General features: G+C 60.5%; 23 protein-coding genes and 1 tRNA gene. 11 read left to right on the forward strand and 13 right to left on the reverse strand.

Features of this window, described 5'->3' with window-relative positions; translation table 11 throughout:
* Positions 1 to 116 precede the first annotated feature (116 nt).
* The 3 genes from AC07E3_RS20820 to AC07E3_RS20830 form a co-directional block, all read right to left on the reverse strand.
* The gene (locus AC07E3_RS20820) at positions 117 to 353 is read right to left on the reverse strand and encodes a hypothetical protein (RefSeq protein ID WP_478364586.1); all 237 of its coding nucleotides are present in this window, start codon (positions 351 to 353) and stop codon (positions 117 to 119) included.
* 849 nt (positions 354 to 1202) lie between these two features.
* A complete protein-coding gene (locus tag AC07E3_RS20825; protein ID WP_478364588.1) occupies positions 1203 to 1526 on the reverse strand; it encodes an addiction module antidote protein in 324 nt (107 codons plus the stop codon).
* Position 1527: 1 nt separating this feature from the next.
* Positions 1528 to 1818 (reverse strand): type II toxin-antitoxin system RelE/ParE family toxin, encoded by a 291-nt coding sequence (locus AC07E3_RS20830; RefSeq protein WP_478364621.1) that lies wholly within the window; start codon positions 1816 to 1818, stop codon positions 1528 to 1530.
* A 375-nt stretch (positions 1819 to 2193) separates the two neighbouring features.
* Here AC07E3_RS20830 and AC07E3_RS20835 point away from each other — a divergent pair, with 375 nt between their 5' ends.
* The 8 genes from AC07E3_RS20835 (at position 2194) to AC07E3_RS20870 (ending at position 7771) form a co-directional block, all read left to right on the forward strand.
* A complete protein-coding gene (locus AC07E3_RS20835) occupies positions 2194 to 2487 on the forward strand; it encodes a hypothetical protein (protein ID WP_478364590.1) in 294 nt (97 codons plus the stop codon).
* Positions 2488 to 2498: 11 nt separating this feature from the next.
* Entirely contained in the window at positions 2499 to 2861 is a 363-nt protein-coding gene (locus AC07E3_RS20840; RefSeq protein WP_478364592.1) for a hypothetical protein, read from the forward strand.
* Entirely contained in the window at positions 2858 to 3190 is a 333-nt protein-coding gene (locus tag AC07E3_RS20845) for a hypothetical protein (RefSeq protein WP_478364594.1), read from the forward strand. The genes AC07E3_RS20840 and AC07E3_RS20845 overlap by 4 nt, the downstream gene beginning before the upstream one ends.
* A gap of 170 nt (positions 3191 to 3360) precedes the next feature.
* The gene (locus tag AC07E3_RS20850) at positions 3361 to 4269 is read left to right on the forward strand and encodes a hypothetical protein (protein ID WP_478364596.1); all 909 of its coding nucleotides are present in this window, start codon (positions 3361 to 3363) and stop codon (positions 4267 to 4269) included.
* Positions 4253 to 4735, forward strand: a complete 483-nt coding sequence (locus AC07E3_RS20855) for a hypothetical protein (protein WP_478364598.1) — start codon at positions 4253 to 4255, stop codon at positions 4733 to 4735. Before AC07E3_RS20850 ends, AC07E3_RS20855 begins: the two co-directional genes overlap by 17 nt.
* 1509 nt (positions 4736 to 6244) lie before the next feature.
* Positions 6245 to 7024, forward strand: a complete 780-nt coding sequence (locus AC07E3_RS20860) for a hypothetical protein (RefSeq protein ID WP_478364600.1) — start codon at positions 6245 to 6247, stop codon at positions 7022 to 7024.
* The gene (locus tag AC07E3_RS20865; protein ID WP_478364602.1) at positions 7021 to 7290 is read left to right on the forward strand and encodes a hypothetical protein; all 270 of its coding nucleotides are present in this window, start codon (positions 7021 to 7023) and stop codon (positions 7288 to 7290) included. The genes AC07E3_RS20860 and AC07E3_RS20865 overlap by 4 nt, the downstream gene beginning before the upstream one ends.
* A 172-nt stretch (positions 7291 to 7462) precedes the next feature.
* Positions 7463 to 7771 (forward strand): hypothetical protein, encoded by a 309-nt coding sequence (locus AC07E3_RS20870; protein ID WP_478362499.1) that lies wholly within the window; start codon positions 7463 to 7465, stop codon positions 7769 to 7771.
* A gap of 130 nt (positions 7772 to 7901) precedes the next feature.
* On the opposite strand, the gene AC07E3_RS20875 is transcribed toward AC07E3_RS20870, so the two are convergent.
* The 4 genes from AC07E3_RS20875 to betI form a co-directional block, all read right to left on the reverse strand.
* A tRNA-Pro gene (locus AC07E3_RS20875) sits at positions 7902 to 7978 on the reverse strand.
* 57 nt (positions 7979 to 8035) lie between these two features.
* The gene (gene betB, locus AC07E3_RS20880; protein WP_478364604.1) at positions 8036 to 9499 is read right to left on the reverse strand and encodes a betaine-aldehyde dehydrogenase; all 1464 of its coding nucleotides are present in this window, start codon (positions 9497 to 9499) and stop codon (positions 8036 to 8038) included.
* Between the two features lie 180 nt (positions 9500 to 9679).
* On the reverse strand, positions 9680 to 11332 hold the full coding sequence (betA, locus tag AC07E3_RS20885) for a choline dehydrogenase (protein ID WP_478364606.1): 1653 nt from the start codon (positions 11330 to 11332) through the stop codon (positions 9680 to 9682).
* Positions 11325 to 11927, reverse strand: a complete 603-nt coding sequence (gene betI, locus AC07E3_RS20890; protein WP_336065931.1) for a transcriptional regulator BetI — start codon at positions 11925 to 11927, stop codon at positions 11325 to 11327. The genes betA and betI overlap by 8 nt, the downstream gene beginning before the upstream one ends.
* 226 nt (positions 11928 to 12153) lie before the next feature.
* Between betI and AC07E3_RS20895 the strand changes: the two genes are divergently transcribed.
* Positions 12154 to 13320 carry an acetyl-CoA acetyltransferase gene (locus tag AC07E3_RS20895; protein WP_478364608.1) on the forward strand — a complete coding sequence of 389 codons (1167 nt, stop codon included), beginning with the start codon at positions 12154 to 12156 and terminating at the stop codon, positions 13318 to 13320.
* Here the strand turns inward: AC07E3_RS20895 and AC07E3_RS20900 are convergent.
* Positions 13313 to 14092, reverse strand: a complete 780-nt coding sequence (locus AC07E3_RS20900; RefSeq protein ID WP_478364610.1) for a DUF3750 domain-containing protein — start codon at positions 14090 to 14092, stop codon at positions 13313 to 13315. The two genes, AC07E3_RS20895 and AC07E3_RS20900, sit on opposite strands and share 8 nt — an antisense overlap.
* 62 nt (positions 14093 to 14154) lie before the next feature.
* Between AC07E3_RS20900 and AC07E3_RS20905 the strand changes: the two genes are divergently transcribed.
* Positions 14155 to 15159, forward strand: coding sequence for an asparaginase (locus AC07E3_RS20905; protein WP_336067567.1), 1005 nt, complete (start codon positions 14155 to 14157; stop codon positions 15157 to 15159).
* 217 nt (positions 15160 to 15376) lie between these two features.
* On the opposite strand, the gene AC07E3_RS20910 is transcribed toward AC07E3_RS20905, so the two are convergent.
* The 5 genes from AC07E3_RS20910 to AC07E3_RS20930 form a co-directional block, all read right to left on the reverse strand.
* On the reverse strand, positions 15377 to 16744 hold the full coding sequence (locus tag AC07E3_RS20910; protein WP_478364612.1) for a TIGR03808 family TAT-translocated repetitive protein: 1368 nt from the start codon (positions 16742 to 16744) through the stop codon (positions 15377 to 15379).
* Positions 16745 to 16808: 64 nt separating this feature from the next.
* Positions 16809 to 17195 (reverse strand): type II toxin-antitoxin system death-on-curing family toxin, encoded by a 387-nt coding sequence (locus AC07E3_RS20915; protein ID WP_336065922.1) that lies wholly within the window; start codon positions 17193 to 17195, stop codon positions 16809 to 16811.
* On the reverse strand, positions 17192 to 17422 hold the full coding sequence (locus AC07E3_RS20920) for an AbrB/MazE/SpoVT family DNA-binding domain-containing protein (protein ID WP_025030611.1): 231 nt from the start codon (positions 17420 to 17422) through the stop codon (positions 17192 to 17194). Before AC07E3_RS20920 ends, AC07E3_RS20915 begins: the two co-directional genes overlap by 4 nt.
* A 65-nt stretch (positions 17423 to 17487) precedes the next feature.
* Entirely contained in the window at positions 17488 to 19614 is a 2127-nt protein-coding gene (scpA, locus tag AC07E3_RS20925) for a methylmalonyl-CoA mutase (RefSeq protein WP_478364615.1), read from the reverse strand.
* Positions 19611 to 21056, reverse strand: coding sequence for a methylmalonyl-CoA mutase family protein (locus tag AC07E3_RS20930; protein ID WP_478364617.1), 1446 nt, complete (start codon positions 21054 to 21056; stop codon positions 19611 to 19613). The genes scpA and AC07E3_RS20930 overlap by 4 nt, the downstream gene beginning before the upstream one ends.
* A 258-nt stretch (positions 21057 to 21314) precedes the next feature.
* On the opposite strand from AC07E3_RS20930, the gene AC07E3_RS20935 reads away from it, so the two are divergent.
* Positions 21315 to 22877 carry a helicase HerA-like C-terminal domain-containing protein gene (locus AC07E3_RS20935; RefSeq protein ID WP_478364619.1) on the forward strand — a complete coding sequence of 521 codons (1563 nt, stop codon included), beginning with the start codon at positions 21315 to 21317 and terminating at the stop codon, positions 22875 to 22877.
* The last annotated feature ends 103 nt before the right edge of the window (positions 22878 to 22980 follow it).

A 22980-nucleotide genomic window follows, 5' to 3' on the forward strand; every position in this document is an offset into this window, starting at 1 on the left:
GCGCATCAGGAATTTTAGGGTCTTTGCGTCGGGCCATGGGAAACATTCTCCTTTCTTCCCACTATGCCCGGCCAAACACGAAAATTCTGATACTCCCATTCCGTCGGGACTTGGCACTAGCTATCGATGTCGTCGTAATTGGCTTTTTGATTGAGCGCTTTTTTGTCCGCAGGTAGAACGATGTCGGTAGCATGTGACACGGTCTCGCCACTGTAAGCTCCCTCTTCATAAACGGAGTTGACTGACACGACCGCGGTATCGATTCCCTCGTCATCATCGCCGGAGTGCAAAAAGCGCAGCGCTGCCAAACCTATTGCAATGCACCCGATCACAATGAATATCGTTCCGCTCACCGCACGCACCCGTTGTATTGAGAACTTGGTTTCTCTATCCGCTCGTGAGTTCGCATACACCAAAACTGATACAGTGCCAACATGAGGCCCGCACAAAGACCATTCCGTATTTCTATGTTCGTTTGATGCAAAAACCAGGTAGTTGCCAAAGAGCGAACTGTTGGGGTTCACACCTTAAGGCTTGGGGCGCTCAAGGGGAGATACTTCGCTCGCTGGCAACCAAAGGTAGGTTCTCGATCTGACCTCGGCATTGGTGCGATGACGTAGGTCGACCGGCGCTTCGGAGGGCGGCTCGTCTTGCGCCGGCCGGGCGGTCCGGGTCAGGTCCGCCGCGCGCATAGATGTCGAGATTCGCGAACGCCCTTCCAATAACGATCCGTGACGCTCTGCAACATGTGCGTTCGGGCGCACTGGGAGCATGCTGGCGCGCGGGGCTTGTGTGTTGAACATTGGGCTTGATGCCCGGCATAACACGCGCCAGCGGGGCAATTCTCCGACAGCCAGGTTATCGATACGTAAATGTGCCGGTGGGTCATGGGAGGGTGAGATGGTGGCCTCCTGCCGGCGAAAGTCGCTTCCGAGGTATGAGCCGGCAGGAGGCCGTGCCCTCGTGGGGGAGAGCGACGTGATCATAGCACCGACAATTTGGAACGTGAAACCCCTGCCGGCGGGTGTTGGGTGACATCACCAACCGGCAGGGGGGGTGCCCTGGTCAGAGCAACATCTGAATAAAAGCAAGTATCTGAACCTTCGTCCAGTTGCGAATTCAACCGTGCCCACCGGCGCGGCGCTCTCGCATGGACCAGAAACACAAAGCCCCGCACAGGGCGGGGCCAAGGAGATGATTAGCTATATTGCCGCTCGTTCTTCTGCAAAGTTCTCATTTGGATTGGCAGGAGAAGTCGTCAGTCTAACTCCGAGCGCCTTGGTGACGCCGAGTAAGGTTGAGAGCTTCGGATCGCCTTTGTCGCTGAGAGCTTTGTATAGGCCCTCGCGCGTGATCCCGGCAGCCTTCGCAACGTCAGTCATTCCAATCGACCGGGCAACATCGTTGAGCGCGTGGGTGATAAACGCAGGATCGCCTTCCTCGAAGGCTGCTTCGATATAGGCCGCACGATCCTCGGGGGTCTTGAGATGATCCTGAATATCAAACTTGGTTGTTTTGATCGCCATATCACAGTTCCTTTGCCATCTGTTTGGCGTGGGCGATGTCTCGGCTCTGTGAGGATTTGTCACCTCCACAAAGGAGGATAACGACGGTTTCCCCGTCCTGCACAAAATAGACACGATAGCCTGGGCCATAGGTGATCCGCATTTCGCTCACACCTTCGCCAATTGCCTTCACGTCGCCGGGGTTGCCCATTTCCATGCGGCGAATGCGTGTAGCAATACGAATTCGAGCATTCCGGTCCCGAAGCCCGTCAAGCCATTTGGTGAAGGTTTCGCTCTGCCGGACTTCGATCATGTGTGAAATGTAGTTCACAGATTGGCGATGGTCAAGGAAAATGTGAACTGCGGTTCACGCGTTCATTCGTCAGCTTTTAGGTAGCCTTGATCGCGGAGCCAACGATCCAAAATTTGGCGTATCGCTTCTGACTGATTGGGGATCGGGTCTTGAGTGCGTCGGTACGCCTCAATCGCGTCAATCATCTCTTGATCGAAGCCGATCACCTTCTTGATAGGGTAAGCTGTAGGGCGTGCCATTGATCTCGTTTCAAATATTTCGCATATGCGCTATTGACAGGAAAGGCATATAACGCATATAACAAATATGCAGGCCGATGGGAAGCGGCAACTTCCACACCGGCCCTAACCGAAACCGAACTTTAGGGAGTTCGATATGGCTACCGCATCCAATACCACGATTCCGACCAAAATCGACCGTGCCGCAATCATGCGAGCCGCGCACAGCTATGCGCGTGACTATGCTGGTCGTGATTGGTCCTATGCCAAGCTGCTTTCCTGGGGCCTGAAATTCGCTTGGGAAGAAGCAAAGTCGAACCAGACCAAGGAGGAAGCCCGCGCGAAGAGCATTCGTGCGGAACTGGAAACGCTCAAGTTCAAGTCGCTGCGCTACGACACTGTTGCCCGGCAGCAGGAGCTTGAGGCCGAACTGCACCAGATCGCGGCGTGAGGGAGGGGACCATGAACGACCTATTCCCCGTCACCATCGCCCCCGATACCATCTACTCCGACCGGCTGCGGATTGAGCCGATCATTGGCGATAGCATGGCGCCCCGTCTGCGTGGTGGACGTGATTTCGTCCTCATCAAGCCCGTCGATAGTTATCAGTGCGAAGGCACCTATCTCTGGTCGGATGGCGTTGGCAAGAGCTTCTGCAACGTGCATTCAACGCTGGGCGGTAAGCTGCGGCTCTGGCACGAAAACAAGCTCTACAGCGAGCACTTTCTGACACGCGAGGAGTTCGCGGAAATTTGCCTCGGCATTGTCGTTGCCGATGTGGCGGTCCGGGCGGAACACATTCTGCGGATGGAGATCGCCCAATGACCACTCGTCGCAGCGTACTCAAGGCCCTTTCTCTATCGGGTGTTTCCGTAGCTACCGGCTATGCGCAAGCACGGGCGAAGGCCCTGCCACCAGAAGAGCGAGCCACCCGCGCATGGATGGAGTTCTGCGAGGCACTCGAAGAGATCGTGCCCAACAATTGTCGCATCCAGGTTTACGGCTCGCACATTCATGGACGCCAGTATCCCGCATTGCGGATCGAGGGACACCGGACAGTGACCGAACAGGTCGGCAATACCACCATGTCAGTTGATCGGATCTCCTGCGCTTACGTTGTCCGTAAGGACGGCTGGAAGGACGATCTGTACTGATCGGCTGAGCTGGGCGGCTCCCGGGCCGCTCTCTGCATCTTACTCAAAACACAAGATTCCCTGGCCAAGGGGATGAAGCGCGGATCACGAGACCTCCTTCGGTGCTCGGTTCCGCGTTCGCGGACCAGTGCGCTTTCTGGCTTGGCCGGCCGGGCGCCGAAGGAGACCAAATGGCAATAGCGTTCAAAAAGATGGAAGCACCCGATCCCGAGAAGCTGACAGCGCATCCGCTGGCGGACCTGTTCCCCATGATGGACGGCGAGGCGTTCACAGACCTCGTTGACGACATCAGGGACCACGGATTGCGCGAACCTATCGTCCTCTTGGGCGGTGAGGTTCTAGACGGCCGCAATCGCCTCAAGGCTTGCCGGGAGAGCGGTGTCGAGCCGCGCTTTACGGAATTCCACGGCAATGATCCGGCTGCGTTCGTCATCAGCCTGAACTTGAAGCGCAGGCATCTGTCGGAAAGTCAGCGAAGCATGGTTGCTGCGAAGTTGGCGAAGCTTCCCCCGCACCGTCCAGAAAAGAGTGCAAATTTGCACCCTTCTTCTGCAGAGGCCGGGAAGATGCTCAATGTTTCGCGTCGTGCAGTGCAAACCGCCAAGGAGGTTCAGAAGCGAGGCGTACCTGAACTGAGCAAGGCGGTCGAAGATGGCGAAGTCTCGGTGTCCGCGGCGTCTGTGATTGCCAAGCAGCCCGCCGAGAAGCAAATCGAGATCATCAGCGCCAAGGATCAAAAGCGCTTGAACAAGGCCGCAAGCGAGCTACGCGCGGCGCAGAAGTTTGCTGCCGAAGTCGAGGCGATGCCGGACGCAGAACCAATGTCGGAAGACGACAAAGAGGCACTGGCAAGGGGCGTCGGAAGCTATGAGACCCGGCAGCAAATCGGCACCATGTTCGAAATCACGAAACTGCTTGCGGACCTTCCAGAACCGCAGGCGCTCGCCGGAATGGTGCCTCCGGCTTTCGAACCTTCAATTCGTGAAGAAATGCCATCGCTGGAAGGCGTGTCGAAGTGGTTCGACGCGTTCGTCGCGGCATGGAAGGCCAAGGAGAAAACCATTGACGCAACTGAGTGACACAATCACCCGACACGTTCAGGAAGCCCTGAACAAGGATGGCTTCGAGCCCCGTCTGATCGCCCCGAAAGTCTGGGAAGAACTGGACGAGGAAAGCCGTGCCGTTTGCGGGATTGCAGAGATCATCCGGCGGATGAAGGGAACCGCACGCACGCTCACAGCAAAGGCGTTCGAACAGGTCGGATCGAAGCAGATCGAGCTTCCGTTCCGCTTGGACGGCGCCGTCGCCATCGATACAGACTCCCATAAAATCCGGCTGACGGAATCCCTAAGTCAGATCGAGTTCAAGCGGGCTATCGACATCAGGCGGAAGCAGATCAAGGATGATCAGGCCGCGCTAAAGGAATGGGAAAACGCCGAGCGACTGGCGCGACCATACTGGAGCAAGCACCCGGATTGGTCATTCGGGCAATGCGTGAAAGCAATCAGCCGAGACATGAAGAAGGGAAAGGGAAGGGCGGCTTAGGCTGCCCCTCCAATTCTATTTGGTCACCTACGTCTGCGATAATGACCTCGAACCCAGCGTCCTTTTCGATAGTGTCCCCTGACATAGGTGGAACCTCCATAGGTGGGGCGACTATTCGTCCATGCCCCATACCCAGAGTATCCGCCTGGCCGGGACGCCGCGCTTCGCGCCCCACATCTGCGGCCTGCTGAGTCCAGACTATCGGGAGTGGGGCAGTTCCCAGTGTACACTCGTGGGGACCGATAAGAACCACCGACACCCGTGATGGACGCTCCGGCCGCGGCGTAGTTGCCATTCCCTGTAGAGAGGATGCGACCGGAATTATTTCCAAACGAAACGCGGCCAATTGAGCCGTCCGAGACCCTTACGAAGCCAGACCCACTGGTGCCACTTGGATCTCTTGTGACGACGGCGGTTCCAAACAAGCCATTGGTGCATGTGACGGGAACCGAAATGGTCGCGCTCGTGTCGAGCGCATCATAGGTGCCGCTGCATGTGATCGAATTGTTGGGAGTTGCGACCTCGAAGGACCCGCCTGACATTGCCGCCGTTGTTGTGCCTACCAACACTGTTCCATCAGCGAGCTGTACGCTCGCTGGCACAGTGTATGAACCACATGATGCGAGCGCGCCGAGTATAGGCAACCAGATGTATGTTCGCATGCTCTCCCCCAAGCTGCCTGTATCAAAACAGTCCTGCAGGCAAGAGTCGATGGCGTGATTCCGCCGTTACAAGCGCTGATCCATTGAATTCGGCGCCAACGAGCGAATTGTTGGGGTTCACACCTTAAGGCTTGGGGCGCTCAAGGGGGAATATTCGCCCGCTGGCAACTCGTGGTAGCTCGTTGCCTTGATGCGAGTCACTTACGGGATCGCGCTATTCAGCTGTCACGATTGCGCCGCAAGCGACCGACCACATTCATGACGATGTGAATGAGCACCCCGCAGCCGATGATGTAAGCGAACATGTAAAGCCATAGGTCCATGGTCCTCCATACTCGCTACTTTCCTCATACGTGACTGGTGTCATCGCGCCATTCTCGTGAATGCTGGCGCGCGGGGCTTATGTGTTGGACAATGGGCTTCATGCCCGACATAACACGCGCCAGCGGTAGCATGTTTCCGCATGTCGATTACCAAGAGGTAAAGGTGCTGGCGAGCCAGATGGGGGAGGGTGGGATCTGTTGCCCGATCTCAATGAGAATCGGACACCCGCCAGCGCTTACACGGTAGATCACCGGGAGCGAAAGAAAACCCCTACCGGCAGCTACGGGTCGGTAATTCAACCGGCAGGGGAGCCCCAACAGGGCGAAGCGAGGATACTCATTTCATCAGGATTGGAAACCCCTGCCGGCGAGTGTTGGGTGGACACAAATTCCGGCAGGGGCGCTCTCGGCCAGAGCAACGGCATAAATAAAAGCAAGTAATTAAACCTTCGTCCAGTTGCGAATTCAACCGTGTTTAACGACACGGCGCTTTCGCATGGGCTCATCATCAGAAAGGAAACGATATGGACCGCACCGTGCCAGCTGGCGCGGCGCTGCTGCTTGCATTGGTCTATGAGACGGAAACCAGCCGCACGCCGCCTGAATGCTATGAAGTGATCTATGGCCACCGACAGGATCGATTATCGAAGCCGCTCACACGGATGACCCTGGACGAAGTGATCGCCGCACAGCGCACCTGGTCGCGCCGGCATGGATCGTCAGCGGCCGGTGCGCCGCAGTTCATCCGCAAAACGCTGATGGGGCTCAAGGAAGAGCTCGGCCTTCGCGGCTCCCAGATATTCGATGCGAACCTGCAGGACAGGCTTGCCTATCACCTTCTGATCCGCCGCGGCTATCACCAGTTCGTCAATGGCGAGATCGATCGCACCGAGTTCGGCCGGCGCCTCGCGGGCGAATGGGCGTCTTTTCCTGTGCTGGATGCCACGCGCGGCGCGCACCGGCACGTGCAGCGCGGACAGAGCTACTACGCCGGCGACAACCTCAATAAAGCACTGGTGGCACCGGCGAAGGTCGAGGCGGTTCTGGATAAGGTCTATGCCCTGGCAAACACCAAGGCTTCCGAGCCCGAGCCGCGCCCGCTGCCAGAGGCAACGCCGGAACCCGTTGCGAAGTCGAAGCGCTTCTGGACGTGGTTGCTGACTGGTATCGGCGCTCCATTTGCCGCGCTCGGCAACCTGCACCCGGCGGCACAGATCGCCATCGTGGCGCTGATCGCTGGCTTTGCAATCTACGCGATCTCCAGCATGCCGGCCGTGCGCAAGAAACTGGGGCTGGCGTCATGATCGGCGCCGGTCTTGTCTACAAAGCCCTGTTCTTGAAGCTGAGGCAGGCGCTGGGGCCGGTTCTTCTGGTGCTGGCGCTCGCAGTCGGCATCTACCTCTACGGCCACCACAACGGTAAGGAGGTGGTTTTCCAGCGCCTTCAATCCGAACGCATTACAATCCTGAAAGACGGAAGGAAGATCGATGAGGAAGCGCTTGGCGCTGACGACACTGGCCTGTGTGCCCTTCTTGGCGGCTGCGAGCTGCGAGACGGCGGCGATCACTGAGCCCTGCGACGTGCTGGTGCCGATCAACCCGGCGCCGGCCACAAACTCCTACCTGGTGGCGAATGATCGCATGACTGCCGTCGCCATCGCACAGCATCGTGGCCGGTATCAGAAATATCGCTGCGGGAAGTGAACCCACCCCACAGGCAACGCATTGGAATAGGAGCGGGGCGTGACCGAAAAGGCACCAGACATGGATCACGATATAAGGGCTCGCGTTGTCACGCTCGAGCACTCTTCGGCGGACAAGGAACGGCGATTGTCCGATCTGGAAGCATGGAAGGCTCAACGAGAGATCGAGAGTGCGCGCCATGATGAGAAATGGAACGCAATGGAAGCCCGGATCGATACCCGGTTCTCCGGTCTGGAAAGCTCGGTCGGAGACATCAAGAAAACCCTGTCGCACATCAACTGGCTGATCATTGGGGGCATCATCACTGGTGTGGTGGCGTTCCTGATCAAAGGTGGCTTCGCCTCCTGATCTTTCCGCATCCTCCCCAACTGCCCCGCTGGCCTTGCGCTGGCGGGGCTTCTTTTTGCGTTTCGGTCCGGTATCGGTCCGAACGGCATTCTGTCCGGGGTGTTGGATCGGCTGAAAGCCTTGGAAAAACTGGTCGGAGTGGCAGGATTCGAACCTGCGACCCCCTCGTCCCGAACGAGGTGCGCTACCAGGCTGCGCTACACTCCGTGACCAGACGGCGGGCTTATAGCTGCCGTCTTTCGACTGCGCAAGATCAAACCGTCATCAATATGGGCTTTCTACGTCTCCCATTTCCACATAGACGGATTTGACCTGTGAATAATGGGCGAGTGCCGCCATGGCGTTTTCGCGTCCGAAGCCGGACTGCTTCACACCGCCGAAGGGAAGCTCGACCGGCGTGAGATTATAGGTGTTGATCCAGCAGGTGCCGGCCTTCAGCGCCCCGATCACGCGGTGGGCGCGGGCCAGGTTCTGCGTGAAGACGCCGGCTGCCAGTCCGAACGGCGTGTCATTGGCGCGCTCGATCACCTCATCCTCATCGTCGAAGGTCAGAACGCTCATGACCGGGCCGAAAATCTCCTCGCGGGCAATGCGCATGTTGTCGGTGACATCGGTGAAGATGGTCGGTTCGACATAGAAGCCGTCTTCAAGGCCCTGTAGCCGTGGCGCGCCACCGCCATGATACAGGGTCGCGCCGTCTTCGCGCCCGATCTCGATATAGCGCAGCACCTTGTCATACTGCGCCTTGCTGATGAGCGGGCCGAGATGGGTTTCGGGGTCGAGCGGATCGCCCAGGCGAATGGCGCTCGTGCGCTCCGCAAGGTGTGACAGGAAGCGTTCATGGATGCCCTTCTGGACGAAGACGCGCGTGCCATTGGAGCAGATCTGACCCGTCGAATAGAAATTGCCGAGCATGGCCCCGCCAATGGCGTTCTCCAGATCGGCATCGTCGAACACGATCAGGGGCGATTTGCCGCCAAGCTCCATCGTGGCCGGTTTCATCTCGCCGCCGGCGAGCGCCTGCACCTTCCTGCCGGTCTCGACCGAACCGGTGAGCGAGACCTTGGCGACCTCCGGATGGGCGACAAGAGAGGCGCCGACATCGCCCAGCCCCTGAACCACATTGAAGAGGCCGTCGGGCAGGCCGGCCTCGGTGAATATCTCGGCAAGCCTGAGGGCTGAAAGCGGGGTCACCTCGGACGGTTTGAACACCATCGCATTGCCCATGGCCAGCGCAGGGCCGGTCTTCCAGCCAGCGATCTGGATCGGATAGTTCCATGCGCCAATGCCAACACAGACCCCGAGCGGCTCGCGGCGCGTATAGCCGAAAGACCCGCCAAGCTCGACCTGCTCGCCATTGAAGGCGGCGACCGCCCCGCCGAAGAATTCGAGCGCCTCGGCAGCAGAAGGGGCATCGGCGACCAGCGTCTCCTGCAGCGCCTTGCCGGTGTTCAGCGTTTCAAGCTTTGCCAGTTCCTCATTGTGCGCAAGCAGGAGGTCTGCTGCCCGGCGCAGGATTCGGCCACGCTCGACCGGCTTCAGCCTGGCCCAGGCAGGCTGGGCGGCGCGGGCGGCCTCCACCGCGAGTTCAACAATATTGGGCGTTGCGGAATGGACGCGGGCGATGGCCTCGCCGGTGGCGGGATAGACGACCTCTATCACCTCGCCCTGTTCGTCTTCGACATAACGGCCATTGATGTAGTGCGATGCTTTGGGCTGCGCGCGCATGGGGTCTCCAGCTTTCGGAACGGGGCATCGTTTCATGGAAACGCGTTTCCGATCCATTCAATTTATCCGCATGGGTTTTCTAGAGCGGAGCACCGTTTCACGGAAACGCTTCTCCGCTCAATCTCTCTGTTTTACGCATTTGTGCAGACGTCAGGTGATTCCACCTGACTGCAAAATGCTTTAACGATCGGCTTCCCGCCAGCGCGGGTTGATCCAGGGCTCCTGATTGGACGGGCTGAGCGGGGCGCGACCGAGAATATGGTCGGCTGCCTTCTCGCCGACCATGATCGAAGGGCCGTTCAGATTGCCATTGGTGATACGGGGGAAAATCGACGAATCTGCGACCCGCAGGCCCTCGACCCCAATCACCCGGCATTCGGCATCCACCACGCTCGTGGCGTCGTCAGGCGCACCCATACGGCAGGTGCCACAGGGATGATAGGCGCTTTCGGCGTGTTCGCGGATGAAAGCGTCCAGTTCGTCATCGCTTTGAACATTTCCGCCCGGCGCGATCTCGCGGCCCCGATAGGGGGTGAAAGCATCCTGCGAAAAGATTTCACGGGTGAGGCGAATGCAGTGGCGGAAATCGCGCCAGTCGTCCGGATGGGACATGTAGTTGAAGCGGATTTCCGGCTTCGCCCAGGCATCGCCCGACCGGAGACGAATTGTGCCGCGCGATTTCGAACGCATTGGTCCGACATGGGCCTGGAAGCCGTGGCCCTTTGCTGCCGCCTTGCCGTCATAGCGGATGGCGACGGGCAGAAAATGGAACTGGATGTCAGGATAATCGACCCCTGCGGCGGAGCGTACGAAGGCGCCTGCCTCGAAATGGTTTGAGGTACCGAGGCCCGATTTAAGGAACAGCCACTGCGCGCCTATCAACCCTTTGGAAAGGAGATTGAGCTTTGAGTAGAGCGTGATCGGCTGAAGTGATTCCTGCTGGATATAGAGTTCCAGATGGTCCTGCAGATTGCCGCCGACGCCAGGGCGATCAGCCACCACATCGATGCCGTTCTCACGCAGATGCTCTGCCGGGCCGATGCCCGAGAGCATCAGGAGCTTTGGCGAATTGACCGCAGACGCTGCGACGATAACCTCACGTCGCGCTTTAACGAGCTGAATCTTTTTGTGAGCTTCGATCTCGACGCCGATGGCACGTTGATTCTCGATGACAACACGGCGAGCGAAGCCATTGACGAGACTCACGTTCCTTCTCTTGAGCGCGGGCCTCAGATAGGCATTGGCAGTGGACCAGCGCCGGCCCTTGTGGATGGTCTGCTGGAGCGCGCCAAAACCTTCCTGCTTGGAGCCGTTGTAATCTTCCGTGGTCTCGAAACCGGCCTGCCTGCCGGCCTCGATGAAAGCTGAAAAGAGCGGGTTGTCGCGCGCCCCCTTGCGGACATGGAGCGGGCCTTCGGTGCCGCGCCAGCCGGGCTCGCCATCGGCCATCGTTTCCATGCGTTTGAAATAGGGAAGCACGTCCGCAGAAGCCCAGCCGGTCGCACCCTCATCGGCCCAGTGGTCGAAGTCGCGCGCATGGCCGCGCACATAGACCATGCCGTTGATGGAGGAGGAGCCGCCGATCACCTTGCCGCGCGGCGTGGCGAGCACGCGTCCGCCCAGATGCGGCTCCGGTTCGCTCTGAAAGCCCCAGTCATAGCGCGCCATGTTCATGGGGAAGGAGAGGGCGGCGGGCATCTGGATGAACGGACCGAAATCGCTGCCGCCATATTCGATCACGATGACGGAGTTTTTGCCGTCTTCCGAAAGGCGGTAGGCGAGCGCGGCACCGGCGGAGCCGGAACCGATGATGACGAAATCGGCCTCACGCATGGGGCAGACTCCCATGGGGCGGGTGCGGGGCAAGCGCCATGTCGAGATAGTCTTCGACAAGGGCGATGGCCGTGGCCGAATCCTCCACACCCTCGCCGAGCGCGCGGCGCAGATAAAGACCGTCGATGAGGGCGGCGATGCCGCGCGCGATGCGGATGGAACTTGCGCGGGGAAGATGAGAAAGCCCGCTCATCAGGTCGCTGTGCAGGCGGCGCACATAGATGCGGAAGAGGCGGCCGAGTGCCGCGTCACGCCGCGCCTCCACATAGAAGGCGAGCCATGCCGCGATGATCTCGGGCCGGAACTGATCGGGCGAGAGGTTCACCGCGATGATCGCACGCACACGGTCTGCGCCCGCAAGCCCTGCCATGGCCGGGCGGACCTCGTTGCCGAGCTGCGAAAGGATGTGGCGCATCGTGGCGAACAGAAGGTCGTCCTTGCCGCCGAAATAATGGTGGGCAAGGGCCGTCGAGACACCGGCCCGACCGGCAATGTCCGACATGGTGACGTTGAGCGCGCCGCGCTCGCCAATGGCGCTGATCGCCGCATCGATGAGCGCGCGGCGGCGTATGGGTTCCATTCCGATCTTGGGCATGGGGTTCATTTATTATTGATTGATCAATCAATCAAGGAAATTTGTCGGGCTCCGTGGGGAGAAGGTCACGCTCCAGGGAGGAGGACTTGGATGGAACGTCAGACAGAGAACAGGGGCTTTGCAGAAAATAGTTCATGCTTGAACAAAGTCGGCAGCGGACTTATGGTGCTGCTCACATGTTTGCTCTAATCTGCGGCATAAAATGCCGCCCTCCGGGAGAGACGAGATGACCGCATGCATTGTGGGCTGGGCCCATTCAAAGTTCGGCAAGCTGACCGACGACACGCTTGAAGGGCTTATCGTTCAGGTGGCGCGCGAAGCGCTGGACCATGCCGGCATTGGCCCCGACGATGTGGACGAGATCGTGCTCGGCCATTTCAACGCCGGTTTCTCACCGCAGGATTTTACGGCAAGTCTCGTGCTGCAGGCCGACGACCGGCTGCGTTTCAAGCCGGCCACGCGGGTGGAAAACGCCTGCGCGACGGGCTCTGCCGCCGTGCGGCAGGGCGCCCGTTCCATTGCTGCGCGCGACGCCCGCATCGTGCTTGTGGTGGGCGCGGAGCAGATGACGAAAACACCCGGCCCGCAAATTGCCGAAAACCTGCTGAAAGCGTCCTATTTACCGGAAGATGGCGAGATTCCGGGCGGTTTTGCGGGCGTTTTCGGAAAAATCGCCGATGCCTATTTCCAGAAATATGGCGACCAGTCGGACGCGCTGGCGACACTCTCGGCCAAGAACCACAAAAACGGTGTCGAGAACCCGTTCGCGCAGATGCGCAAGGATCTGGGTTTCGATTTCTGCCGACAGGAGAGCGAGCGCAACCCCTATGTCGCCGGTCCGCTGAAACGGACGGATTGCTCGCTGGTTTCGGATGGTGCGGCGGCGATAGTCCTGGCGGACACGCAGACGGCGCTTTCGATGCGCCGCGCGGTGGCGCTGCGCGCGAACGAACATGTGCAGGACTTTCTGCCCATGTCGAAGCGCGACATTCTGAAATTCGAGGGCTGTGAGGAAGCCTGGAAGCGTGCGCTCAAGAGTGCGCGTGTGACGCTCGACGATCTCTCCTTCGTAGAGACCCATGACTGCTTCACCATTGCCGAACTGATCGAATATGAGGCGATGGGGCTGGCAAAGCCGGGCGAGGGCGGAAAAATCGCGCTCGAAGGCCAGACCGAGAAGAACGGGCGGCTGCCGGTGAACCCCTCAGGCGGGCTGAAGGCCAAGGGGCATCCGATCGGTGCGACCGGCGTTTCCATGCATGCGCTGACGGCGATGCAGCTCACCGGCGAGGCCGGCGGCATCCAGATCCCCGACGCGAAGCTGGGCGGCATCTTCAACATGGGTGGCGCTGCAGTGGCCAACTATGTGTCGATCCTCGAACGGATCAAGTAGCGGGCTGTTCTTTCTCGCTGGCCGACGCTGAGGGCCACAGTTCGACGCGGCCAAAGCCCGGCACCTTCAATGCCGGGCGGCGTAGATCGAGGCCTGCGACCAGTCCCAGAAAATGCAACTCGACACCGGAGCGCAGACCGGCGGCGATGCCTGCCAGCCCGCCGAGCGAAACATGGATATCGCTCCAATCTGGCGTGTGATCAAAGGCGAATAGGCCGGGGCGATAATCACGCCCGACAGCGGTCGGTGGCAGGGCGATGTCGAGATCCGGCACACTGCGCAGCACATGCGCGGTGAAGGAGTTGGAGTTCGGCCCAGGCCAGATCCCGTAGTCGCCACGCTGCGAGAACGGGTAGCTGGCAATGGCCGCTTCCACTTGCGGCATGAGGCGTTCGGCTTCCTCTCCTGTGATCGCGGCCACGACATAGGGCGTGTTGGAATACCAGCGCCCGTCTGCCGGATAGGCGTTGCGGCGCACGGGGTTTCCCCAGCCGACCTTGTCATAGCGGTCATAGGATGAAGCGCCAGCGCGCTTGAGAACCAGCCAGCTATGGACAGACAGCGCCCCCTTCATGCCGCCGGTGCGCGCGGCCATCACATAGATTTTTGCCTGCGGATCGTCTGCAGGCGCAGGCAATACGCCGCTCGCCGACCAGTCGGCGCTGCGCCAGGAGCCCGGCCGTTCCTGCACCGCCCACCAGGCCAGTGATCCCGAGGCGGGCAAAACGAAGACGGCGAGGAGAAACAGCAAAGTCCGCTTGAAAAAACGCATGGGGGCCAGTCTATTGTCGCCGGAAGATGATGAAAATGAATCCCGCAAATTACGGTGAAAACATGGGCAATCCCGTTCTGGTCGAGGCGCTGCGCGGTAACGTTGTCGAGAGCAGGCACCGTGGCACCATTGCCGTGTTCGACGCGGATGGCGGAAAGGTGATGAGCCTTGGCGACATTGACCGGCCCGTATTCCCGCGCTCTGCCGTGAAAGCCATCCAGGCGCTGCCTTTCGTGGAAAGCGGGGCGGCGGATGCGTTCGGGTTCGGCAGCCGGGAAATTGCGCTTGCCTGTTCGTCGCATTCAGGCGAGCCGGAACACGCAGCACTGGCAGTCGCCATGCTGGAGCGGGCAGGACTTGGAGCGGAGGCTTTTGAATGCGGCGCTCACTGGTCTTCGCAGGAACATGTGCTGATCGAACAGGCGCGCAGCTTTTCGAAACCGACGGCGGCGCACAACAACTGCTCGGGAAAACACGCCGGCTTCCTTTGCACCTGCGCGCATCTCGGCCGTGATCCGCGTGGCTATGTGGCGCTCGGCCACCCGGCGCAGGACGCCGTGAAGGCGGCGATGGAGGAGGTGACGGGTGCTGCGCACGAGACCGACCTCTGCGGCACGGATGGCTGCTCCATTCCAACCTATGCAGTGCCGCTGAAAGCGCTGGCGCAGGGCTTTGCGAGGATGGCGACCGGCACCGGGCTTGCGCTCGAGCGTGCGAAGGCCGCCAGACGGATTTTCGCAGCCTGCATGGCGGAGCCATTTTATGTGGCGGGGAGCGGGCGTGCCGATACGCGCATGATGGAAGCAGGCAAGGGACGCATTTTCACCAAGACGGGTGCGGAAGGGGTGTTTTGTGCCGCGATTCCTGAAATGGGCATCGGCATCGCGCTTAAATGCGATGACGGCACGACACGGGCCGCCGAGGTGATGGTGGCTGAAGTTCTGGCTCAGCTTCTGGATGGTGATGCATTGGCCGAGACACTGCGTGAGATGGCGCGGCCGGTTCTGACCAATCGGCGCGGCTTCGAGGTTGGGTCGCTGCGGCCTTCTGAAGCGCTGGTCGGATAGGGCGTTTAGAGCGTACCCGGTGAAAACAGGACCCACGGTGAACTGCATCGGTCTGCGTTGACGCGGTGCGTGGTTCGACAGGCTCACCATGAGGGAGGGCTTTGATGGCACATCCGTTGCGCCGCCGTTCAGCAGGCCTTTGTGGTAGCGCCCTTAGAGACGCCATCATTGCGTGCCCTGCGCGGCGAAGAGGATCGCCGCAATGTTCCGTAATGTCCTAACCCGCCCGGTTGGCAGCCAGCGTCAGGTGCGGGATGGTTTCGCTGCCGGAGCGTAGCAGATCGCCGGTGGCGGCATCGGCCCAGCGATGGCCGACGACCGCGCCATTGGGCGTGTCTTCAAACACATTGCCGGAAATGACGGCTGCGCCCGAACCTTCGACCACGGAAACGATGATGCCGGTTTTCGCCTTGCGGATCACATTCCCCGAAGCGGTGACATTTCGCAGGAAGGGACCCCAGCCCATGCGTATACCGGCAAGGGGCGCGTTCTCGATGATGTTGCCGGTGACCGTGCTGTCGGCCTCCACATTGATGCCGATGCCGAAACCGGCCATGGGTGAGGGGTAGGGGCCATCTTTCGAAAGATTGCGGATGATGTTGCCGGTGCAGGCGCAGAGCCGCCCGCCCTTGTCGAAATTGGCCATGGAGATGCCGTGGGCGGCGCCATCCACGAGATTGCCCGAGATGACCGCGCCCTGAAAGGCGAACTCCGCATAAAGAGCGGTTTCACCCGAACGCAGGCAGGTGTTGCCGGATATCTCAAGATTGCCGGCACTATTGCCGCGTATGGCTGAGAAGGCGCAGTCCGCAATTTCATTATCCGAAACGCGGACATTGTCGGCGCGGTAGGCGTTGATGCCGTTGCCATACTGGCCGGTGCCGCCCCTGTCGGCGCGGATGCGAGCGATGCGGTTTCCCGAAATGCGGCTGCCATCCGCGCCTAGAGCGCTGCGGTGGATCAGAATGCCGCCATTGCCGCAATCGGTGACGGTGTTTTCAATGACATCAAGGCCGCTCGAATCGAGTGCGTAGAGTGCGTAGTCCGCAATGTCGGTGATGGCGCAATTGCGGATCCTGCCCTGTGCGCGGCGGAGCGAGAGGCCATTGCCACCGCTGTTGGCGAAGACACAGTCCTCGATGGCCAGACGCAGCGAGCCGTCAATGTCGAGCAGGCCGCTGCCAGCACCGGAAGGCGGCATGAGCCTGCCATCGAGTGCAAGGCCGGAAAGCGCGAGATGCTGACTGTCTCGCGCAGTGAACATCGATCCGAGGTCGTCCTGTACCAGATGGGTGGCACCCGGAACGCCGAAAAGGCGGGTCTGCCGGGGAAGGGCAAGACCGGAAAGACGGTAGCGGCCGGGCGGAAGAAATATGGGAATGGATTCAGCGCTGGCGCGTTCAAGCAGGGCCTGAAGGGCAGAGGTCTGGTTGTGGACTGCGTTGGGTGTGAGGCCGAATTCGACCGCGTTTGCCGCACCCGTTGCAGCGCGGCGCAGTGCGGCGTCAGCAAAGGCTGTGCGCGGCATCGCAAGACCGAGAACGGCAAACCCTGCGGTGGCTTTCAACAGGCGGCGGCGGTTCATATTGGTACAACTCCGACTTGGTCTGCTGTTGCCCACTGTTAAATGCAGGTTTCGTGCCGCAGCGTCAGGTGTCTAGCGGGACGGTATGGTCGCGGAAGAAACGGGCAGCGCCTTCTTCGTCGATCTCGCCGGCGGCCACGAGAAGAACGAGTTGAATGACGTCTTCCTGCTCGGCTTCCATGCTGAGCCCGTTGAAGAAGAGAAAAAGGTCGGCCGCAGCGAGGCCGGTACGCTTGTTTCCGTCAACGAACGGATGGTTTTTTACGATACCAAACAGGTACGCTGCTGCGAGCGCACACAGATCCGGTTCCTCATAGGCCTGTTTCTGCAGCGGGCGATGAAGCGCAGATTCCAGCGCACCTTCATCGCGGACGCCACTGGCACCGCCGTGAAGGCGCAACTGCTCGACATGCAGCGCTTCGACGAAGTCACGTGAGTGAAACTCTGTCACTTGGCCAGAACGCGGTAGGCCGTTTCGTATTTCTTCATCCGCTCTCGAGCGATCTTCATCTTTCGCTCGAATTCTTCGGGATCATCCGCGGGAGGACGAAGGCGCAGTTCGGTTCCGTCCTCAAGAAGGTTGAGCGTGTCGCCAGCACGCAGATTGTAACGCTCAAGCACCTCCTTCGGCAGGATGACACCTTCCGAATTGCCGATCTTGCGAATGGTCACGTTCATGGCTTTGGCTCCGTCTGTTATAACTTAAGGTATAACATGGCGCCGTCCATTTCAAGATCAGGGCGTCAGCCTGCTTTCAGCAGGCGATCGAGCAGTTTTTCGGCAGCTTCGGGAATGACCGTTCCGGGCGGGAAGATTTCGGCCGCACCTGCCTCGCGCACGGCTTCGAAATCGCCAGGCGGGATGACGCCGCCGGCGACCAGGAGAATGTCGCCATGGCCGCGTTTTTCCAGCGCTTCCTTCAGTTCGGGTATGAGGGTCAGGTGACCGGCGGCCAGCGAGGAGGCGCCGACGATCTGGACATCATTGGCGATGGCAAGCTCGGCCACTTCCTCCGGTGTCTGGAACATGGCTCCGACCGTGACATCGAAACCGAGATCGCCAAAGGCGGTGGCGATGACCTTCTGGCCGCGGTCATGACCGTCCTGACCGATCTTGGCGATCAGGATGCGCGGTGCGGCGCCGGTCTTCTTGCGGAATTTTGCCACTTTCTGCTGGGCGCGTTCGAAGGAGGAGAGATCGCCCACCTCCTTGCGGTAGACGCCGGAAATGGTGCGGATTTCCGCCACATGACGGCCAAAGGCCTTCTCAAGGGCTGTGGAGATCTCGCCCACCGTGGCCTTCGCGCGTGCGGCGCGCACGGCGAATTCGAGCAGGTTTCCGTCTTCTGCGGCTGCGCGCGTGAGGGCTTCAAGCGCGCTTTCTGTCTCGGCCACGTCGCGCGTGCCCTTGAGCTGCTGCAGCTTGGCGAGCTGGCGCGCGCGCACTTCGGCATTGTCGACCTTGAGAACGTCGACCTCGGTGTCGCGCTCGGGCTTGAAGCGGTTGACGCCGACCACTGTCTGTTCGCCCGAATCGATGCGCGCCTGGGTGCGGGCTGCGGCTTCCTCGATGCGCATTTTCGGCACGCCCTTTTCGATGGCCGCAGCCATGCCGCCGAGGCTTTCCACCTCCTCGATGTGTTTCAGCGCGCGGTGGGCGAGGTCGTGGGTGAGGCGCTCGACAAAATGGGAGCCGCCCCATGGGTCGATCATGCGGGTCGTGCCTGATTCAAGCTGCAGGACAAGCTGTGTGTTGCGGGCAATGCGCGCGGAATGGTCGGTCGGAAGCGCCAGGGCCTCATCGAAGGCATTGGTGTGCAGCGACTGGGTGTGACCCTGGGTGGCGGCCATGGCCTCGACCATGGTGCGCACGATGTTGTTATAGGGATCCTGCGCCGTCAGTGACCAGCCGGAGGTCTGGCAATGGGTGCGCAGGGAGAGTGAACGCTCGTTCTTTGGCGCAAAGTTCTTCTGAAGAAGTGTCGCCCAGAGAAGGCGCGCGGCGCGCATCTTGGCCACTTCCATAAAGAAGTTCATCCCGATGGCCCAGAAGAAGGAGAGGCGCGGCGCGAAACGATCGATATCGAGCCCGGCGGCGATGCCGGCACGGGCATATTCGATGCCGTCGGCGATTGTGTAGGCAAGCTCCAGATCAGCCGTCGCGCCGGCTTCCTGCATGTGATAGCCGGAGATGGATATGGAGTTGAATTTCGGCATGTTCTCCGCCGTGTAGGAGAAAATGTCCGAAATGATCCGCATCGAGGGTTTGGGCGGGTAGATATAGGTGTTGCGGACCATGAACTCCTTCAGAATGTCGTTCTGAATGGTGCCCGAAAGGTCTTTCTGAGCGACACCCTGTTCTTCCGCCGCGACGATATAGAGCGCCATGATGGGCAGAACAGCGCCATTCATGGTCATCGACACGCTCATTTTATCGAGCGGGATGCCGTCGAAGAGCTGGCGCATGTCGAGAATGGAATCGATGGCCACACCAGCCATGCCCACATCGCCGGCAACGCGCGGGTGGTCGCTGTCATAGCCGCGATGGGTGGCAAGGTCGAAGGCGACGGAGAGGCCTTTTTGCCCGGCGGCAAGGTTGCGCCGGTAGAAGGCGTTGGATTCTTCCGCCGTGGAGAAACCGGCATACTGACGGATCGTCCAGGGCCGGCGCGCATACATGGTGGGGTAGGGGCCGCGAATGAAGGGCGCGGCGCCCGGATAGGTGTCGAGAAAGCGCAGCCCCTTCAGATCGTCCTGCGAATAGAAGGATTTGATCTCAATGCCCTCAGGCGTGGCCGTGGGTGGGGTCTTTGCTGGAAGAGGCGACGTTTCCGGATCCGACCAGCCGATGCTGGCAAAATCCGGTATCATGCGATGCCTCCTCCGGTCTCATCCAGACGCTGCGCCAGGAGCGGCTGACAGCGCACGGCGGCCACTTCTCCAGAAAAGTCAGGCGATTCGGCCTTCAATGTCCTGACAGGACGCTCTTCCGCGGCGGGATAGATCGTCGTGCCGACAATGGGCTTCTTGCCATCATTGATGCGCTGCTCGCGGCGCTCGCGCATCTCAAGCACGCGTTCCTGAATGTGGCCGTTCATCAGGCTGCGCAGCACGCCCCCCTCGCTCTCAATGCGGCGGAACTCGTCCCACGCCTTTTCGCAAAGGGCTGCGGTGAGCGTTTCCATGCCGCCGGCACCGGCAGCAGGATCGATGATCAGGTCGAGATGGCTCTCGCCCGAAAGGATGAGCTGCGTGTTCCGGGCAAGCCGCCTTGCATCTTCGTCCGGCAGACCATGGACGATGGTGTGCGGCAGGACGGAAAGCGAATCGGCACCGCCGACAGCGGCAGCGAATGCGGCGATGGTGGTGCGCAGCGTGTTGGTTTCGGGATCCTTCGCCGTCATCATCCGATAGGATGTTTCGGCATGGATCGTCGCCAGCGATGGCTCGATGGAGCAGGTCTCCTGAACGCGCGCCCAGAGGCGGCGCAGAGCCCTGATCTTGGCGATGGACAGGAACTGATCCTGATCGACACAGAGCGAGAAGCCGATATGCGGCGCGGCATAGACAAGCGGCTGACGGGCCTGCTCGAACATGCGCAGATGCGAGACGGCGGAAGCCAGCATGATGCCAAGCTCCTGCGCCTCCGAGGCGCCGGCATTGTGGAACACGCGGCCATCGCCCTCAAGCAGGATGCCGGGCAGGTCCATGGCGAAAAAGCCTGCAAAGGACTGCGGCATGGACGCTTCCAGCGCCTCGATCGACATGCGCAGCTTGCCGGTGCCGGCGAAGGTGGCGGCCGGCGAAATGCCGAAGGACAGCGTCATGGCGGCCGGGTTGATGCGGCGCTCGGTAAAGATCTGGGTCAGCCAGTCGACGATGGCGCGGCTGCTGGGGTTGGCATCCATGCGCAGGTGCAGGCCCTGCAAATCGATACCGTCGAGCGCTTTGGCAACCGCTTCGGGCGTGGCGGGAAGGCCATAGCCGAATGCATTGGGCGCGCCTTCGAAAACGAGCGCGAGCCCTGTCGCACCCTGTGCGATGTCTTCCTTTGCCTGACGGTTCGCGCGGACCGGATCAGGGTCATCCATGCGCTGGACGGTGACCCAGCCCGACTTGTCACGCCCGCGGGCAAGCGGCTTGGCATCCTGCATCCGCTCATAGAGCGCGCGCATGGAGATACTGTCGTCCGTCTGCCAGGAAAGCGCCTCGGGACCGGCCTCTCCCTTGAGAGATTCGATCACCAGATCGCGCCAGCGCTCCTGGTCGATCTGAGGAAACTTCACCTTTTTCAGGATCGCGCGATCCATCATGCCTCCCGATTCGCCGTTGGCCCGGAAACCCTTGCCGCAAAGCGGGCAATGGATCCCGAGGGCAACCACCCGTTCATTGAGGGACAAGTTTAGGACGCCACAGGAGACGCCGCAATGCACAATAGGCCGAATAGCCGGCTAGCGTTGCAGGAAAGCCGCGCTTTACTTCACGCACAACGGCGTTGAGACTTTATGCGAGGCTGACTATACGGAAGAGCACCAAGTTTCAGCGGGACCGGCAAGCGAGGCGGAATTCAGATGGCGGAAGACAGTATCTTTCTGGGGGCCAGTCGGCATCCCGACGACAGCTACCAGCAGGCCGAGCGCCTTCTGCTGAAATACGCCAACCGGCACGGTCTCGTCACCGGGGCGACCGGTACCGGCAAGACCGTGACGCTGCAGATCCTGACGGAAGGGTTTTCCAATGCCGGCGTGCCGGTCTTCTGCGCCGATGTGAAGGGCGACCTTTCGGGCATCGCCATGATGGGCGAGGAGAAGGATTTTCTTTCCAAGCGAGCCGATACGATCAAGCTCGATCCGTACGCCTTCCAGGAATTTCCGGTCATCTTCTGGGACCTCTTCGGCGAGAAGGGGCATCCGATCCGCACGACCATTTCAGAGATGGGGCCGCTGCTTCTGTCGCGGCTGATGAACCTTTCGGATGCGCAGGAAGGCGTTCTGAACATCGCTTTCCGCATCGCCGACGAGGAAGGTCTCCTTCTTCTGGACATGAAGGACCTGCAAGCGCTTCTCGTCCACGTGGCCGACCGCGCCGACGAGATCGGCGCGCGCTACGGCAATGTGTCGAAACAGTCGGTGGGCGCGATCCAGCGGACGCTCCTTGTGCTTGAACAGCAGGGAGCGAACTTTTTCTTCGGCGAGCCTGCGCTCAAGATTAGCGACATCATGCGCACCACGCCGGACGGGCGGGGCGCCATCAATGTGCTCGCCGCCGACAAGCTGATGATGAATCCGCGCCTTTACGCAACGTTTCTGCTCTGGCTGCTGTCGGAACTCTTCGAGGAGCTGCCGGAAGTGGGCGATCCGGACCGGCCACGGCTGGTCTTCTTCTTCGATGAAGCGCATCTGCTTTTCGACGAAGCGCCAAAAATTCTGGTCGATCGTGTCGAACAGGTTGTCCGCCTCATTCGCTCAAAGGGCGTCGGCGTCTACTTCGTCACACAGAACCCGCTGGATGTTCCCGAAACCGTGCTGAGCCAGCTCGGCAACCGCATACAGCATGCGCTGCGCGCCTATACGCCGCGCGAGCAGAAGGCGGTGAAGACGGCCGCAGACACGTTCAGGCCCAATCCGGATTTCGACTGTTTCGAGGCGATCACCAAGCTCGGGGTCGGCGAGGCGCTGGTCTCGACGCTGGAAGCAAAGGGCGTTCCCTCCATGGTTCAGCGGACGCTGATCCGCCCGCCCGCATCCAGACTGGGGCCCATCACGGACGCTGAACGCGACAGGTTGCTGAAGGCAAGCCCTGTCTTCGGTCAGTATGACGAGAGCGTCGACCGGGAGTCGGCCTTCGAAATCCTGCAGAAGAAGGCGGCCGACAAGGCAAAAGCCGAGGCTGAAGCACAGAAGGCCGAGGAGGCGGGCGAGGTCGAGGAGCGTTCGCGCTGGTCGCTGCCGGACTTCGGCAATGGCGGCACGAGCACGAAGACGCGGCGCAAGACCACCACCACGCGCCGGCGCACATCCAACCGCCAGTCGGTGACGGAAGCGGCGATCAAATCCGTGGTGCGTTCCGTGGGCACGTCGCTTGGCCGTGCCCTGGTGCGGGGCATTCTCGGCAGTTTAAAAAAGGGGCGCTGAGAGCGCCCCCAGACTGCTGACAAACCCCTGGCATTTGCCGGGGGTTTTTGATTCACTGGGTCATGTTGAAGACACCGGCCCCCGAACAGACAGCGCTCGAGAT

Source organism: Nitratireductor lacus (genome assembly GCF_056431025.1).

Bases quoted from the DNA above. Each gene is read 5' to 3' on its own strand.
- AC07E3_RS20825 (WP_478364588.1), bottom strand. From the start codon at position 1,526: ATGGCGATCAAAACAACCAAGTTTGATATTCAGGATCATCTCAAGACC.
- AC07E3_RS20830 (WP_478364621.1), bottom strand. From the start codon at position 1,818: ATGATCGAAGTCCGGCAGAGCGAAACCTTCACCAAATGGCTTGACGGG.
- AC07E3_RS20835 (WP_478364590.1), top strand. From the start codon at position 2,194: ATGGCTACCGCATCCAATACCACGATTCCGACCAAAATCGACCGTGCC.
- AC07E3_RS20840 (WP_478364592.1), top strand. From the start codon at position 2,499: ATGAACGACCTATTCCCCGTCACCATCGCCCCCGATACCATCTACTCC.
- AC07E3_RS20845 (WP_478364594.1), top strand. From the start codon at position 2,858: ATGACCACTCGTCGCAGCGTACTCAAGGCCCTTTCTCTATCGGGTGTT.
- AC07E3_RS20850 (WP_478364596.1), top strand. From the start codon at position 3,361: ATGGCAATAGCGTTCAAAAAGATGGAAGCACCCGATCCCGAGAAGCTG.
- AC07E3_RS20860 (WP_478364600.1), top strand. From the start codon at position 6,245: ATGGACCGCACCGTGCCAGCTGGCGCGGCGCTGCTGCTTGCATTGGTC.
- AC07E3_RS20865 (WP_478364602.1), top strand. From the start codon at position 7,021: ATGATCGGCGCCGGTCTTGTCTACAAAGCCCTGTTCTTGAAGCTGAGG.
- betB (WP_478364604.1), bottom strand. From the start codon at position 9,499: ATGCGCGCGCAGCCCAAAGCATCGCACTACATCAATGGCCGTTATGTC.
- betA (WP_478364606.1), bottom strand. From the start codon at position 11,332: ATGCGTGAGGCCGATTTCGTCATCATCGGTTCCGGCTCCGCCGGTGCC.
- betI (WP_336065931.1), bottom strand. From the start codon at position 11,927: ATGCCCAAGATCGGAATGGAACCCATACGCCGCCGCGCGCTCATCGAT.
- AC07E3_RS20895 (WP_478364608.1), top strand. From the start codon at position 12,154: ATGACCGCATGCATTGTGGGCTGGGCCCATTCAAAGTTCGGCAAGCTG.
- AC07E3_RS20900 (WP_478364610.1), bottom strand. From the start codon at position 14,092: ATGCGTTTTTTCAAGCGGACTTTGCTGTTTCTCCTCGCCGTCTTCGTT.
- AC07E3_RS20905 (WP_336067567.1), top strand. From the start codon at position 14,155: ATGGGCAATCCCGTTCTGGTCGAGGCGCTGCGCGGTAACGTTGTCGAG.
- AC07E3_RS20910 (WP_478364612.1), bottom strand. From the start codon at position 16,744: ATGAACCGCCGCCGCCTGTTGAAAGCCACCGCAGGGTTTGCCGTTCTC.
- AC07E3_RS20920 (WP_025030611.1), bottom strand. From the start codon at position 17,422: ATGAACGTGACCATTCGCAAGATCGGCAATTCGGAAGGTGTCATCCTG.
- scpA (WP_478364615.1), bottom strand. From the start codon at position 19,614: ATGATACCGGATTTTGCCAGCATCGGCTGGTCGGATCCGGAAACGTCG.
- AC07E3_RS20930 (WP_478364617.1), bottom strand. From the start codon at position 21,056: ATGATGGATCGCGCGATCCTGAAAAAGGTGAAGTTTCCTCAGATCGAC.
- AC07E3_RS20935 (WP_478364619.1), top strand. From the start codon at position 21,315: ATGGCGGAAGACAGTATCTTTCTGGGGGCCAGTCGGCATCCCGACGAC.